A 14,273-nucleotide genomic window follows, 5' to 3' on the forward strand; every position below is an offset into this window, starting at 1 on the left:
AGACAGCGCATGCGACTTCGTTTCATCCTCTCTGAGACCGTCAAGGGACTGGCTCGTCACCTGGCCATGACTGTCTCGGTCATCCTGGTGGCCTTTGTGTCGCTGCTCTTCGTTGGTGCCTCCGGGCTGCTCCAGGCCCAGATCTCCACCATGAGGGGGGAGTGGTACGACGAGGTCGAGGTCTCGGTCTACATGTGCCCCCAGGCCTCAGCCTTCCCCGGGTGCGTCAACGGGGAGGCCACCCAGGAGCAGGTTGACGCCGTCGAGGAACGTATCAACGGGACCCTGGACTCCTACGTGGACAGCTACCACATCGAGAGCAAGGCCGAGGCCTACGAGAACTTCATGGACGCCTACGGGGACTCTGCGGTGGGGCGTAACGCCACCGAGGAGATGATGCCGGTCTCCTTCCGCATCAAGCTGGTGGACCCGGAGAACTACGAGGTCGTCGCCGAGCAGTTCACCGGCCAGGACGGCGTTGAGCGTGTCATTGACCAGGGTGCCACCCTGGAGCCCCTGTTTCTGGTCATGAACCGGGCCTCCTGGATCACCGGAGGGCTGGCGGCCATTATGGCGGTGGCTGCTGTCCTGCTGATCTCCACCACGATTCGGCTGTCCGCCATGTCTCGCTCCCGCGAGACCGGCATCATGCGGCTGGTTGGTGCCTCCAACCTCTTTATCCAGCTGCCCTTCATCCTTGAGGGGGTCATCGCCGCCCTGGTCGGTGCCCTGCTGGCAGTGGGTGCCTTGTGGGCGGGCGTGCACTACGTCGTCGAGGGGTGGCTCGCCAGCTCGATGACCTTTACCAGCGCCTTTATCGGAACGGGGGCCGTCCTGACGCTGGCGCCGTGGCTGGTCCTGGCCGCTGTCGTCCTGGCGGCGCTGTCCTCTGCCTACTCCCTGTCCAAGTACACGAGGATCTGATCAGCCATGCTGTCCTTCCCTGTCTCGGTGACCGGTACGGGCCTGCTGCCCCTCAGGAGGCTGCTCGTTGTGGCCTGCGTGGCAGCCAGCCTGGTCCTGGCCGTGGTGGTGGGCGTGCCGGTCCTGGCCGACGAGCGCGATGACGCGGTCGCCAGCCAGGAGGAGGCCCAGCGCAAGCAGGACGAGCTCGTCGCCTCGCTGGAGGGAGTCAGCACCGAGCTCGGTCAGGCCTACCTGGACCTGCAGAACGCGCAGGCTGCCCTGAGCACGGCCGAGACCGAGCTGAGCGACGCGGAGACCACCCTGACGGAGAAGGAGCGTGAGCAGCAGATCGCGGCCGACCGCCTGGACACGGCGCAGACGAGCCTGGCATCCATCCAGGAGGAGGCGGAGGCCTCCCAGGAGGTCGCCTCCGAGGCCTCCACCTCTGTGGCCCAGATCGTCGCAGCGACCTACGAGGGCGACAACTCCGTGACCTCATGGACCTACGTGCTGGCCTCCCAGGACGTGGACCAGCTGTCCAGGCGTGCTGCGGCCATGGAGATCGGCTCTGGGGTGCAGGAGGCGGTGCTTGCAGCCGCCGAGGCTGAGCGGGCCCAGGACGCCAACCGGGAGACCCGGCAGAACGCGGCGACGGAGCGTGTCGCCACGCTCAAGGCCGATGCCGACGCCGCTGAGCAGGCTGCCCAGACAGCCAGGGACGCCGCCCAGACCAAACGGGACGAGGTGGCCTCCCTGGAGGCCAGCGCCCGGGAGGCGACGACCACCCTTGAGGACCAGAAGGCCGACCTGGAGGACCAGCAGGCCCAGGCCCGGGCCGACGAGGAGGAGGCTGCCGCGACCATCGCCAGGATTGACGAGGAGAACCGAGGCACCTCCGCCCCGCCGCCGAGTTCGTCCAGCAGCACGGATCTCGGCAGCGGCAGCATCGCCCGCCCGATCTCCGGAAGCCTGGTGGTCGCCTCGCCCTACGGCTACCGGGTGCACCCGATCACGGGGACGAGCCGTCTCCACGCGGGCGTGGACCTGGTCGCCTCTCAGGGCACCCCCCAGTACGCGGCGGTGTCAGGAACCGTGACCTACAACCAGAACGGCTCGTGCGGCAACGGGATGTTCGTCAACGGTGGCATGGTGGACGGCCAGTCAGTGGTGGTGGCCTACTGCCACCTGTCCGCCTACTCCGTGGGTAACGGGGCCAGCGTCTCCAAGGGGGACACCATCGGCCTGACGGGGATGACTGGAGGGGCGACGGGTCCCCACGTGCACTTCGAGGTCTACCTCAACGGAGTCTCTGTGGACCCGATGACCCTGGCCGGCTTCTGAGAGCCCCGCAGGCCGCAGACAGCGGTTCTTCTCCTGCGCGGTCTTGCGGAGGCGGCGCGGAGCAGGGGCGCGGCAGGCTCCATCGGGAGCACGTGCGGAGGGCAGCAGGTTGACTCGGTGCGTAGAATCCTGGCTGCGTCGTGCCGTAGTGGCCCGTCATGTTGTCCGGCCGGAGTCTGTCAGAGGAGGTCCCCATGACGCCCAGGACTGGTCAGTCTGCGCGGCCCGCCGTCGGCCAGAAGGGCCGCAAGCCCACTGCGGCGCAGAGGGCCAAGGCTGCTGCTGACGCCCACCAGACGGTTGCCCGTAACAGGAGGGCAGCCCACGACTACTTCATTGAGGACCGCTACGAGGCGGGGCTGGTGCTGACTGGAACCGAGGTCAAGGCCCTGCGCATGGGGCGGGCCTCCCTGACGGAGGCCTGGATCGAGATCGACCGCCACGGGGAGGCCTGGCTGCAGGGCGCGCACATCCCGGAGTACCTCCAGGGGACGTGGAACAACCACTCCCCGCGGCGCAAGCGTAAGCTCCTGCTGCACCGTGGCGAGCTGGAGCGTCTGGCCTCCAGGGTCCAGGCCAAGGGGTATACCGTGGTTCCGCTGGAGCTGTACTTTGTCCGCGGCCGGGCCAAGATTGAGATCGCCCTGGCTCGCGGGAAGCAGGACTGGGACAAGCGCCATGCCCTGCGTGAGGCCCAGGACAGACGCGAGGCTGCCCGGGCGGTGGCTGAGGCCCGGCGGCGACGTGGGGGACGGGCGGGGTAGAAAAGCCGTGGGAGCAGCAGGAGCACTGGGTAGCAGGCACTGGGTTGCACCGGGTAGGAGAGGATGGTTCTGCTGCGCATGGACAAGCGGGGCCAGATCTTGGTACTCTTCTACTGTCCGCCGTGCTGCGTCCAAGGACTTCTTGTTCCTTGGGCGCATGGTTTCGGACAGGCACAACTACACAGGGGATGATCGGTTTCGACGACGGTCGTGGGTTCAGGGGAAGCGGGTCGAGGATGCACAGTCATCTCGTCAACGCTCTGTGCGAACCAATAGGTGCCGATAACACTCGCACCGACTTCACCCTCGCCGCTTGAGCGAGTCCTGAGGTCCGTCAGCCCGGGGAGCGCTCCCGCTCCGGTGACTGGCGTCATTCTGGGAGCCACTGCCAGGGAGTCGTGTCGGTAGGCTTCCTGGGACTCCTGACCGGCTGAGCCCGTCGGCGTCCTTGTCCGTGTGAGACGCCGGGGCCGAGAAAGACAGAAGCGGACTGCACCCGGAGAAGCCCTGTTGCATGCCCGTCGGACCGGGGTTCGATTCCCCGCATCTCCACCCGAGGCGGGTCCTGGCCGCAGTGCGCGGCCAGGACCCGCTTTGTCGTCCTGGCCTCCTGCTCCCCTATAGAGTCCTCAGTCCTCCCGGTCTCCTCTTTCCTCCTGCTCCTCCTGGTCTTGGCAGACTTCACGACTGGTGCCGACGGCTTCCTGCGGCTCCTGCGCCCTGTCCTGGTACCTTCCCGGCCTTCTTCTGAGCGTCCTCCTACCGGGGTGCCTGCCCACCGGGCGCAGGAGCGAGGAGCTCCAGCAGCGGGGCGTAGTGCCGGGCCGTCGCCTCACGGTAGGCTGCCACGTCACCGCTGCGGGCGGCCTCCAGTATCTGCGTGTGCGCCTGGGCCACGCTGACCACGTCGCTGGGGGAGGGGGCTCCCAGGAGAGGTGCGGCCATCGTGTGGGCCGCCCACAACGCCTCACCCAGGTGCCGGAACAGCTGGTTGGCCAGCGGCTCCAGCAACCTGACGTGGAAGTGACGGTCCTGCTCGGTGAAGGGCTGTCCTTGCTGTGCCAGGGTGCTGATCATCCTGGCGGTCTCGTCAAGGTCCTCGTCCGCTCTTCCCTGCCAGGCCTCCACCACGAGCCCGGCAACAGCCTGGTCCAGCGTCGAGCGCACCTGGATCAGGTCCAGCAGAGTCCTGTAGTCACCCTGCGGGGTGAGCCGGCTGCGAAAGACGAGTGACTCGACCACGGGACGGGCGGAGGCGCGTCCCACGAACATTCCGTGGCCGTGCCGTACCTCCACGATGTCCAGGGCGACCAAGGTGCGTACCGCCTCACGGACTGAGGACCGGGAGACCCCTAGGTCTGCGCACAGGCGGGACTCGGTGGGCAGGGGGTCTCCCGGCCGAAGGTTCTCCCGCAGGATGTACTCCTTGATCTCTGTCATGGCGGCTGACGACTGGGTCGTGGGGCTCAGCGTCAGGTCAGCCAGTACTCCCAGTGGTGTCTGCATGGCGTCCACGTCCTTTGCTGTCCGTCGCTTCGTGCGGTCGTGTGCTGGCAACCGCGGTCCCGAGCCTGTGACAGAGGTGTTACCAGAGGCCCGAGACAAGTGCAACGCCAGGCGCCGTGGTGCCGGGATCGGCAGGCGGGTCGGGGGAAGGCGTGGTGGAGGCGTGGGAGACGTGGTCGTCGGGAGCCTCAGGAGGACCTGGCGGCACTGTTCTGGTCACTGTTCTGGTCACTGTCCTGGTCACTGTCTCGGTCACTGTCCCGGTGCTGCCCTGCGTGCCCGTTCCGTAGTGCTCTCGTGGCCCGGTACTGAGTGGGCCGCCCAGGTGGAGCTAAGAAGAAAACGGCGTTATTCCAAGGATTGGTCCACGTGGGGCTTGTGTGACAGTTGTGATTGAGAACGGTGAATTGTTACTCAGCTCCCGGCGCGACACCCGCTCTGTACCTGACAAAACTGAGGTTCTATGCGTAGCGTAGCCAGCAGCGGCACCACATACGGGTGCCCACCCACGATCGAGAGGGAAGAGATGTCCGTCAACCGCACTGAGCTCATTGCCGCCATCGCCGAGAAGGCTGGCCTGACCAAGACTGATGCTGACGCGTTTCTGGCAGCGTTCCAGGACGTCCTGGTTGAGAACGTCGCCAGGGGCGAGTCCGTCAAGATCACGGGTCTCATGGGTGTGGAGCGTGTCGAGCGTGCTGCACGCACCGGTCGCAACCCCCGCACTGGCGAGGAGATCCAGATTCCCGCTGGCTACGGCGTCAAGGTTACCGTCGGCTCCTCCCTGAAGAAGGCAGTCTCTCAGTGACCTGCGGGGCGCAGACCCAGTGAGGATCCGTGAGTGCCCCGGGCAGGACATGTGGACCAGCGTCCTGCCCGGGGCCTGCTGCTGCCGAGGTCGTCCCTGAGTCCGAGGCGCATCGTCCTGGCGGCGGAGGTGCGTCCTGCCTGCCCCGAGTAACCTGAAGGAATGAGATCTTCTACGCCTCCGCCGGGGAGGCTCCAGCCTTGTCTGGCACACCGCCCCACCTCCGGGTCCACCCGCCGCGCGAGCGCCCCCGCCGCCTCGCTGGACTCCTTCCTGTCCCCCCCCGCTCCCGGACGACGCCGATGGCAGGCAGGGTGCCCGGCGCCAGGTCGCGCTGCAGGCGGAGGGGCTGGTCAAGGCCTTTGGCTCCAAGGTCGCCGTGGACCACCTTGACCTGGAGGTCCCGGTTGGCAGCTTCTACGGTATTGTCGGTCCCAACGGGGCGGGAAAGACCACCATGCTGTCCATGGCTACAGGGCTGCTGCGTCCTGACGCCGGGCGTGTACACGTCCACGACGTGGATGTCTGGGCGGACCTGCCCGCTGCCAAGGCCCACCTTGGCGTCCTGCCAGACGGCCTGCGTACCTTCGACCGGCTCAACGGGCTGGAGCTGGTGACCTACTCAGGGCTGCTGCGCGGTCTGGACCGCGACGTCGTCGTGCCTCGCGCGACCGAGCTCATCCAGGTGCTGGGACTGTGGGAGGCGGGAACCACCATGGTGGCGGACTACTCCGCCGGCATGCGCAAGAAGGTCCACCTCGCCTGTGCCATGGTCCACTCGCCCTCGATCCTGGTCCTCGACGAGCCCTTCGAGGCGGTTGACCCGATCTCCGCCCAGACGATCCAGACCATCCTGCGCAGCTTTGCCGAGGCGGGCGGGACCGTGGTGGTCTCCAGCCACGTCATGGCCACCGTCGAGCGCCTGTGCGACCACGTGGCCATTATCAACGCGGGGCGTGTGGCTGCGGCTGGCACCACCGAGGAGGTCGCGGCCGGGGGCACCCTGGAGGAGCGCTTCACCCAGCTTGTCGGTGCCGAGGTGCGCACGGAGGGACTGTCATGGTTGCAACCCTCGTCAAGATGAGGTGGCTCCTGACCCTGAACGCCCTGCGCGGCAGCACCTGGGCACTGGTCGGAACCGTGGTCGGGGGAGCCACGGCCCTGGGCGGGCTGGGTGTCCTCACGGTCGGAGCGCTCGCTCTGGGGAGGGTCGGTGACCCCCAGACCGTGTCCGTCGTTCTCGGGTCACTGGGGGCACTCCTGGTCCTGGGCTGGATCCTCCTGCCGCTCCTGGCCACAGGCCTTGACTCCTCACTCGACCCGCGCGCCGTTGCCGCGTGGGCCGCACCCTCCCGAAGGCTGGCGCAGGGGCTGCTTGTCGCCGGCGCCTGCGGGGCCTCCGGGGCCGCCACGGCTGTGGTGTGCCTGCTGCCGACCCTGACCTGGCTGGTGTCCGGCCAGCTTCTGGCGGCGGTGCTGGCCCTGGTGTGCGCACCGGCGGCCCTGGCCACCTGTGTGGTCGTCTCACGGGTGGTGGTCGTGTGGATAGGGATTTCCGGCTCCCGGCGCGGTCAGGAGCGGGTGGCCCTGGCTGCCACGGTGGTGTACTTCGTGGCCTGCCTGGTCCCCGCTGTCCTGGGCAGGTTCCTCAGCACCTCGGAGGGGGTCGAGGTCGGCCTGCGCACGGCCGGACAGGTCGTCTCACTGTCACCGCTGGGCTGGGCCTTTGCCGCGCCCGGGCTCGCTGCCACGGGAGCGCCACTGGTCGGTGCGGCCCTGACGCTGGGGGCGTGGCTGGTTCCGGTGCTGCTGCTGCGTCCCTGGGAGCGCGTCGTCACCCGGGTCATGACCACGCCCGGCCGCGGGTCGGGCAGGTCGCGTACCTACGGGGCACCCACCTCGCAGGAGCCCGGGTCCTTCGGGGCGGGTGCCCTCGACGTCCTGCCGTGGTCACGCAGGCTGGGCCGTCTCCTGCCCGGGCCGGCCTGCGCCGTCGCCGCCCGCAGCATGCGCTACTGGAGGACTGACCCCCGCTACCTGGTCATGGCTGTCTCAGCCGTGATGCTGCCAGTGTTCTTTGTGGTCGGCGCGGCCACAGGGTCGGCTCAGGCCTTGTCCGAGGTCGACGGTGTCGGCGTCAGTCTCGCTGCCGGGCAGGCCCCCGGCCTGTTCCTCATGGCGGCTCCCGCGCTGGCGCTGATGGTGGGGTGGTCGGTCCACAACGACCTGGGTGGGGACTCCACAGCGCTGTGGAGCAACCTCAGCGCGGGTCTGCCCGGCAGGCAGGACCTTCTGGGCAGGGCTGTCGGTGCCCTGCCCTGGCAGGCGCCGGTCGTCCTTGCTGCTGCGGTCGGGCTGTGCTGGTGGACCGGCCGCTGGGACGCGGTCGCCTCCCTGGTGGGAGCCTGCGTGGCGCTGCACGGGTGCTCCCTGGGGTGGTCCTGCCTGGCCAGCGTCCTCATGCCCTACGAGACGAATGCCCCGGGCGAGAGCCCTCTGGTGTCACGTACCTCGGGGACTGTCGTCGTCGCGGCGCTGGTCCACACGCTCGGGATGCTCGTCATCCTCCTCGCCGCAGCTCCTGTGCTCGGGGCGGCCTTGGGGGCGGTCCTGTCCGGTGCCTCCCCGTGGTGGGGCTGGGTGGTCCTGGTGGTAGGAGCCTTGTGGGGTGCAGGCGCCGTCGTGGTGGGAACGACCCTGGGCGGGCGCTGGCTTGACCAGCGCGGGCCTGAGATCCTGGCGACGATCCGCTCCTGGCCCCGGCACGCCCAGGAGACGTGAGCGGCGCGGCGACATCTGCCGGGGCTGCCTGACCTGAGGAGCCTGCGGAGTACAGTGACGTGTCGTGACTGTCACGCCGCCGGAGCAGGCGCGCCGGTCCCGGCCAGGTCCCATCCGACAACCAGACCTCCCAGACTCTCAGAACAGACACCTCAGAACAGACACCTCAGAGAGGACACCACCGTGGAGCTTGTCATCCTGGACACCGCCGAGGCCATCGCCGAGCGAGCCGCGGACAAGATCGAGGCCCTGCTGACCACCAAGCCGGACGCCGTCCTGGGGACCGCGACAGGCTCCAGCCCGCTGCCGCTCTACGACGAGCTGACCCGGCGCTGCGCCGCAGGCCGCATCAGCTTTGCGCAGGTCACCGGCTTTATGCTGGACGAGTACGTCGGGCTGCCAGCAGGCCACCCGGAGCGCTACGCCACCTTCATGGAGGTCAACCTGCGCTCCCGCGTGGACATGCGCCCGGGCTCGCTCCACGGCCCTGACGCCCTGGCTGAGGACCTCCAGGCGGCCTGTGCGCGCTACGAGGAGGACATGGCGGCGGCCGGCTACTGCGACCTGCAGATCCTGGGGATCGGCTCTGACGGACACATCGGCTTCAACGAGCCGGGTGGCCCCCTGGACTCCCGCACCCACGTGGACGTGCTGACCGAGCAGACCCGCCGTGACAACGCCCGCTTCTTCGGCGGGGACGTCGACGCCGTGCCCACCCACTGCATCACTCAGGGCCTGGCCACCATCATGGAGGCGCGCTCGCTGGTACTCATTGCCACCGGCGAGGGCAAGGCCGAGGCTGTCGCCCAGCTCGTCGAGGGGGAGGTCAGCGTCGACTGGCCCGCCACGGTGATGCAGCGTCACGACGACGCCCTGGTCCTGGTGGACCCTGCGGCTGCCAGCCTCCTGAGGAGCCGCTAGGCCTCAGCCCCTGGCGCCCGCCAGGACAGGAGCCGCAGCCGGCCGTTGGGGTCAGTGAGGCGGAGCCTCAGTCCCTGGTGCCGGGGCAGAGGGCTGGCCAGGTGCGGTAGCGGGAGGGGCAGGGAGAGTTGCAACACAACGGCGTCGCGCCCGGGGCGGTCCGGGACCGGCCTAGACTGTGGCCCATGAGTGAGCTCCTGGTCAGCCCTTCTGCTGCCGCCCGCACCAGTGCGGACCCTGCGGGTCCTGGTGCGCCGTCCGACCCTGCCGGTGAGCCTGTGCAGGGCGCAGGCACGGCGGTGCTGGAACGCGAGGAGCTCCAGTCCACTGATGACGGTGACGCGGACCGGTTCGCCCACTACGTCCGTAAGGACAAGGTCGCGGCGGCTGCGGTCACGGGGCGGCCGGTCGTCGCCCTGTGCGGCAAGGTGTGGACGCCCGGGCGTGACCCGTCGAACTATCCTGTGTGCCCGACCTGCAAGGCCATCTACGAGCAGATGCGTGACGGCAGCGACGCCGACGGGGGCACCGGTGGGGGCAAGGGGCCGCGGCGGCCAAGGTTCCCCTTTGGGCGAGGTGGTCAGTGACCCCCGCCCCGCGCGGTCACAGCTCCCACCACGTCCCCGCACGGGCATCGACCTCCGCTGCCCAGAACCTGTCTCCGGCCTACCCGCGCCGTGCTGCGTGGGGGACCGCCGGGTCCCTGCGTGCGTGGCAGGCTGCGGCGCTGGACCGCTACATGAGCGCCATGCCCCAGGACTTCCTAGCTGTGGCTACCCCCGGTGCCGGCAAGACGACCTTCGCCCTGCGCATCGCCACAGAGCTCCTCAGCACCGGGGACGTCCACAAGATCACGGTGGTCTGCCCCACCGAGCACCTCAAGCTCCAGTGGGCCGAGGCCGCTGCCCGGGTCGGGATCCGCATCGACCCCTCCTACTCCAACTCACAGGGAGCGCTGGGGGCGCACTTTGACGGTGTCGCCCTGACCTACGCCCAGGTCGCGGCCAACGCCAACCTGCACCGTGCCCGGACCGACCGCTCCCGGACCCTGGTCGTCCTCGACGAGATCCACCACGGCGGTGACGCGCTGAGCTGGGGGGACGCGATCCGGGAGGCCTTTAGCCCGGCTAGACGCCGCCTGGCCCTGACGGGGACCCCGTTCCGCTCCGACACGGCCCCCATCCCCTTCGTGCGCTACGTGCAGGACGCCGAGGGCGCCATGCGCTCTCAGGCGGACTACTCCTACGGGTACGCCGAGGCACTGCGTGACGGGGTGGTACGCCCCGTGATGTTCATGTCCTACTCCGGTGAGATGAGGTGGCGGACCAAGGCCGGGGACGAGGTCGCGGCCCGCCTGGGGGAGCCGCTGACCAAGGACATGGAGTCCCAGGCCTGGCGTACTGCCCTGGACCCGGCCGGTGAGTGGGTTCCCGCCGTCCTTGCTGCTGCCGATCAGCGGCTGAGCGAGGTGCGCCGCCAGGTGCCTGACGCAGGCGGGCTGGTCATCGCCTCGGACCAGGCCTCCGCGCGTGCCTACGCCAGGCAGCTGCGGGCTGTCACTGGGGAGGCGCCCACCGTCGTGCTGTCAGACGACAACGGTGCATCCAGCCGTATCGAGGCCTTCTCCGACTCCACCGACCGCTGGATGGTGGCTGTGCGTATGGTTTCTGAGGGCGTGGACGTGCCGCGCCTGGCCGTAGGCGTCTACGCCACCTCCACCTCGACGCCCCTGTTCTTCGCCCAGGCGGTCGGGCGCTTTGTCCGCTCCCGGGCACGGGGAGAGACCGCCTCGGTGTTCCTCCCCTCGGTGACGCCCCTGCTGGAGCTGGCGGCTGAGGTGGAGGTGGCGCGCGACCACGTCCTGAGCCGACCGGAGGCGGGTGCCGGGTCGCAGGATCCTGCCTTCACCCCGGAGGACAGGCTCCTGGCTGAGGCCAACCGGGTGGAGAACGCCTCCGCTGACCTCCTGCCAGGCTTCGAGGCCATGGGGTCTCAGGCAGAGTTTGACAGGGTCCTCTTTGACGGCGGTGAGTTCGGAACCGGCGCCATGGTGGGCTCGGCCGAGGAGCAGGAGTACCTGGGGCTGCCCGGGCTGCTGGAGCCCGAGCAGGTGACTGTGCTGCTGCGTCAGCGCCAGGACAGGCAGATTGCCGCCCAGAAGCGTGAGGCTGCTGCGGCCCGCAGCAGGGCGGGGAGCTCTGGGGTGGAGGACGCGCGTCGGCGAGCCGCAGCCCGCAAGGAGCTGTCACAGCTGGTCTCAGCCTGGGCGCGCCGCTCCGGACAGCCGCACGGCGTCGTCCACACCGAGCTCAGGCGCGTGTGCGGCGGCCCTGAGGTGGCTGCGGCCTCGACTGAGCAGGTCGAGCAGCGGGTGGAGACCCTGCGCCGGTGGTTCGTCGGACGGCGCTGACGTCGCCTGGCTCGACGAGGGGGTCCCGCAGGTGGGCACCCCCAGGACCGACCCGGCAGGACCTCAGCAGGACCCCTGAGAGGACGGCGGCGTGACCCGACGCTCCGCTCCCTGCACTCAGGGGCGTCCGGGCGGCTCGTCCAGCGCGGCCGCAGCCGACTGCGCGGGCAGGTCGTCCACGTTGACGAGGCGTGTCGGCAGGGCTGGCTCTCCCTCGCTCAGGCGCCACGCGTCATAGGGCAGCTCGGCACGTGAGGCCTGGTGCCTCTGGGCGGCAGCCTCCAGCGCGGCGGTGCCGCGGTGGTCCTCCACGATCCGGCCGTTGTGCACCAGCGTGACCTGTAGCGGGCGTGCCCCTGCCTGCCTCAGCACGGCCTCACCCTGCTCCTGCGCGGCGCAGGAGACCACCAGCTCCTCCACCGCCGTACCGCTGGCGTCCAGCACCCGTCCGGCCCACTTGCGTCCTCCCACGGTCGCCTTGCCGCCGGAGGAGAGCTTGGCGACCTCCTGCATCCTGCCGTGGCGCCCCTCACGCTCGACGAGTTTGTAGACCAGGGCGGCAGTGGGGTGCCCTGACCCGGTGACCAGCTGTGTGCCCACACCGTAGGAGTCCACGGGGGCGGCCCCCAGACCCGCGATAGCGTACTCGTCCAGGTCGCTGGTCACAGTGATCCTGGTGTTGGTCGCCCCTAGGGCGTCCAGCTGGGAGCGGACCTGGAAAGCGCCTGCCACCAGGTCGCCGGAGTCCAGGCGCACTGCTCCGAGCTCGCCGCCTGCGGCGCGTGCTGCTGTCACGGCCCGTTCCACCCCCGCAGCCACGTCATAGGTGTCGACCAGGATGGTCGTCCCGGTGCCCAAGGAGGCGACCTGGGCGGCGAAGGCCTCCTGCTCGGTGTCGTGGACCAGCGTGAAGGAGTGCGCTGAGGTCCCGAAGGTGGGGATGCCGTGGACCAGGCCGGCCTCCAGGTTTGACGTTCCCGCGAAGCCGCCGACAACGGCGGCCCTGGCTGCGGCGACAGCCGCGTGCTCGTGGGTCCGTCGCGCCCCGAAGTCGATGCAAGGACGTCCGTGCGCCGCGATGGTCATGCGAGAGGCTGCCGAGGCGACGGCACAGTCGTAGTTGTAGATCGACAGGGCCAGAGTCTCGATGACGCAGGCCTCGGCGAAGCCCCCCTCCACAGTCAGCAGCGGTGAGCCCGCGAAGTAGCACTCGCCTTCGGCGTAGCCCCGGATCGTGCCGGAGAAGCGGTAGCTGCGCAGGTAGTCAAGGGTGTCGTCGTCGACGACCCCGGTGTGGCGGAGGAAGCTGATCTGGTCCTCAGTGAAGGTGAACGCCTCAATGGCGTCGAGCAGGCGGCCCGTGCCCGCGACGACCCCGAAGCGGCGGGACCCTGGCAGGCGTCGCCCGAAGAGCTCGAAGACGCTGGGACGGTCTGCCACACCTGAGCGCAGCGCGCCCTGGAGCATGGTCAGCTCGTACATGTCGGTCAGCAAGGAGGTGCTGGTAGCACTGCCGTGGGTGGTCCGTGATGCTGTCACGACAGCAACCTATCCTGCATTCGCGGTTTCGACGTCCTGGCGCGGCAAGGTCCGGGATGCTCGCGGTGGCCGTCCTCCAGCTCCAGGGTGGCGCGCCCGCTCCGGGCGGCTGGTGCGGGTGCGGGGCCGCAGGACCTGTCCGCCGAGCAGGCTCGTTGCCTGCCAGGTGCCCGGTACCATGACGCCATGACCGCCGCGATGACCGCCGCGATGACCGCCGCGATGACCGCCGCGATGACCGCCGCGCTGCCGGTAGCCGAGCCGGAGACCGTGGGAGAGCCTCGCACCCGCTCACAGCGCTTGTGGTGCACCGTGGTCCATGACGACCCGGTCAACACCATGAGCTATGTCACCTGGGTCTTTCACTCCTACTTCGGCTTCCCTGTGGCGCTGGCGCACGCGAGGATGCTCGAGGTCCACACCGTCGGACGCGCGGTAGTCTCACGTGGCGCGCGTGAGCGCATGGAGGTCGACGTCACCGCCATGCACGGCTACGGCTTGCGGGCCACCATTGAGCCCCTGGGCGGGGACGGCACGCCCCACGAGGCGACGGGGGAGGCGTGATGCGAGCCTTCAAGACTGTTGAGGGTGGCTACGCCAGCAGGGTGGCGGACTGGGAGCGTGAGCTGCTGGCCCGTCTCGTGCTGGAGACCGAGGCTCTTCTGGAGGCTGAGGACGGGGCGGGCGGGTCTGGTCAGGAGACGTCGCCCGGGGTCGGGGTCCGTTCCCAGGAGAGCAACCGTGACCGCGAGCTGCTGGCAGCGCTGGAGCGCGAGCTTGGCGGACATGGTGCGCCTGGGGGAGGCGCCGAGCCTGGCACCTGTGGACCCGGGACGGCTGAACCGGGGCACGCTGGTGTGTCCCCTGAGGTCGTCGAGCTGCTGGAGGTCCTCCTGCCCGAGGCCTCTGAGGACCCCCTCACCGCGGTCGAGGTCCGGGCACTGACCCGGGAGCGGCTACGTCAGGACAAGGCCGGGCGCCTGGCCCGTGTGGCCCGGGAGCTTCGCGCCCCCTCCCGGCAAGGTGAGGTCGTCGTCCCCCTCGGGCAGGAGGCTGACTGGCTGGGTGCGATGAATGACATCCGCCTGGTCCTGTCGCGTCGCCTGGGCATCGCCTCGGCGCAGGACGCCGAGGCGGTCCGTGCGGCAGCCTGCGAGGAGCCTCCCCGGGAGGAGACCTTCCACCAGCGGTGGTACCGAGGCACCGCCCTCGTCTACGACATGCTGACCTGGTGGCAGGAATCACTGGTATCCGTGCTGCTTGAGGGGACGGTGCCCGAATAGTCTCACCACGTGAA

Annotated in this window: 13 protein-coding genes and 1 other RNA gene; 12 read left to right on the plus strand and 2 right to left on the minus strand. The window is 69.4% G+C overall.

What is annotated here, in order from left to right; translation table 11 throughout:
• Positions 1-9 precede the first annotated feature (9 nt).
• The 4 genes from ftsX (at position 10) to ssrA (ending at position 3,566) form a co-directional block, all read left to right on the plus strand.
• A complete protein-coding gene (gene ftsX, locus CWS50_RS03755) occupies positions 10-924 on the plus strand; it encodes a permease-like cell division protein FtsX (protein WP_127841719.1) in 915 nt (304 codons plus the stop codon).
• A gap of 6 nt (positions 925-930) precedes the next feature.
• Positions 931-2,247: a peptidoglycan DD-metalloendopeptidase family protein gene (locus tag CWS50_RS03760; protein WP_127841720.1), complete on the plus strand. Its 1,317-nt coding sequence runs from the start codon at positions 931-933 to the stop codon at positions 2,245-2,247.
• Positions 2,248-2,441: 194 nt separating this feature from the next.
• Positions 2,442-3,011 carry an SsrA-binding protein SmpB gene (gene smpB, locus CWS50_RS03765; RefSeq protein WP_127841721.1) on the plus strand — a complete coding sequence of 190 codons (570 nt, stop codon included), beginning with the start codon at positions 2,442-2,444 and terminating at the stop codon, positions 3,009-3,011.
• 184 nt (positions 3,012-3,195) lie between these two features.
• Positions 3,196-3,566: a transfer-messenger RNA gene (gene ssrA, locus CWS50_RS03770) on the plus strand.
• 204 nt (positions 3,567-3,770) lie between these two features.
• Here ssrA and CWS50_RS03775 read toward each other — a convergent pair.
• Positions 3,771-4,517: a FadR/GntR family transcriptional regulator gene (locus tag CWS50_RS03775; protein ID WP_127841722.1), complete on the minus strand. Its 747-nt coding sequence runs from the start codon at positions 4,515-4,517 to the stop codon at positions 3,771-3,773.
• Between the two features lie 526 nt (positions 4,518-5,043).
• On the opposite strand from CWS50_RS03775, the gene CWS50_RS03780 reads away from it, so the two are divergent.
• From CWS50_RS03780 to CWS50_RS03805, 6 genes are all read left to right on the plus strand, one after another.
• The gene (locus CWS50_RS03780; protein ID WP_119836144.1) at positions 5,044-5,325 is read left to right on the plus strand and encodes an HU family DNA-binding protein; all 282 of its coding nucleotides are present in this window, start codon (positions 5,044-5,046) and stop codon (positions 5,323-5,325) included.
• A gap of 334 nt (positions 5,326-5,659) precedes the next feature.
• Complete coding sequence (locus CWS50_RS03785; RefSeq protein ID WP_127841723.1) at positions 5,660-6,409, plus strand: ABC transporter ATP-binding protein; 750 nt, start codon at positions 5,660-5,662, stop codon at positions 6,407-6,409.
• Positions 6,385-8,106 (plus strand): transporter, encoded by a 1,722-nt coding sequence (locus CWS50_RS03790; RefSeq protein ID WP_127841724.1) that lies wholly within the window; start codon positions 6,385-6,387, stop codon positions 8,104-8,106. Before CWS50_RS03785 ends, CWS50_RS03790 begins: the two co-directional genes overlap by 25 nt.
• Positions 8,107-8,289: 183 nt before the next feature.
• Positions 8,290-9,027, plus strand: coding sequence for a glucosamine-6-phosphate deaminase (nagB, locus tag CWS50_RS03795; protein WP_127841725.1), 738 nt, complete (start codon positions 8,290-8,292; stop codon positions 9,025-9,027).
• A 185-nt stretch (positions 9,028-9,212) separates the two neighbouring features.
• Positions 9,213-9,614 carry a DUF3039 domain-containing protein gene (locus CWS50_RS03800; RefSeq protein ID WP_127841726.1) on the plus strand — a complete coding sequence of 134 codons (402 nt, stop codon included), beginning with the start codon at positions 9,213-9,215 and terminating at the stop codon, positions 9,612-9,614.
• Positions 9,615-9,682: 68 nt separating this feature from the next.
• A complete protein-coding gene (locus tag CWS50_RS03805; RefSeq protein ID WP_479722558.1) occupies positions 9,683-11,437 on the plus strand; it encodes a DEAD/DEAH box helicase in 1,755 nt (584 codons plus the stop codon).
• Between the two features lie 117 nt (positions 11,438-11,554).
• Here CWS50_RS03805 and CWS50_RS03810 read toward each other — a convergent pair whose 3' ends face one another.
• Positions 11,555-12,976, minus strand: a complete 1,422-nt coding sequence (locus tag CWS50_RS03810) for a nicotinate phosphoribosyltransferase (RefSeq protein ID WP_279221964.1) — start codon at positions 12,974-12,976, stop codon at positions 11,555-11,557.
• 234 nt (positions 12,977-13,210) lie between these two features.
• On the opposite strand from CWS50_RS03810, the gene clpS reads away from it, so the two are divergent.
• Together clpS and CWS50_RS03820 are read left to right on the plus strand one after the other, a co-directional pair.
• Positions 13,211-13,540 carry an ATP-dependent Clp protease adapter ClpS gene (gene clpS / locus CWS50_RS03815; protein WP_127843217.1) on the plus strand — a complete coding sequence of 110 codons (330 nt, stop codon included), beginning with the start codon at positions 13,211-13,213 and terminating at the stop codon, positions 13,538-13,540.
• Positions 13,540-14,259, plus strand: coding sequence for a DUF2017 family protein (locus CWS50_RS03820; RefSeq protein WP_127841728.1), 720 nt, complete (start codon positions 13,540-13,542; stop codon positions 14,257-14,259). The genes clpS and CWS50_RS03820 overlap by 1 nt, the downstream gene beginning before the upstream one ends.
• The last annotated feature ends 14 nt before the right edge of the window (positions 14,260-14,273 follow it).

Origin of the sequence: Actinomyces wuliandei, from assembly GCF_004010955.1 — a bacterium.
GTDB classification, from domain to species: Bacteria; Actinomycetota; Actinomycetes; order Actinomycetales; family Actinomycetaceae; genus Actinomyces; species Actinomyces wuliandei.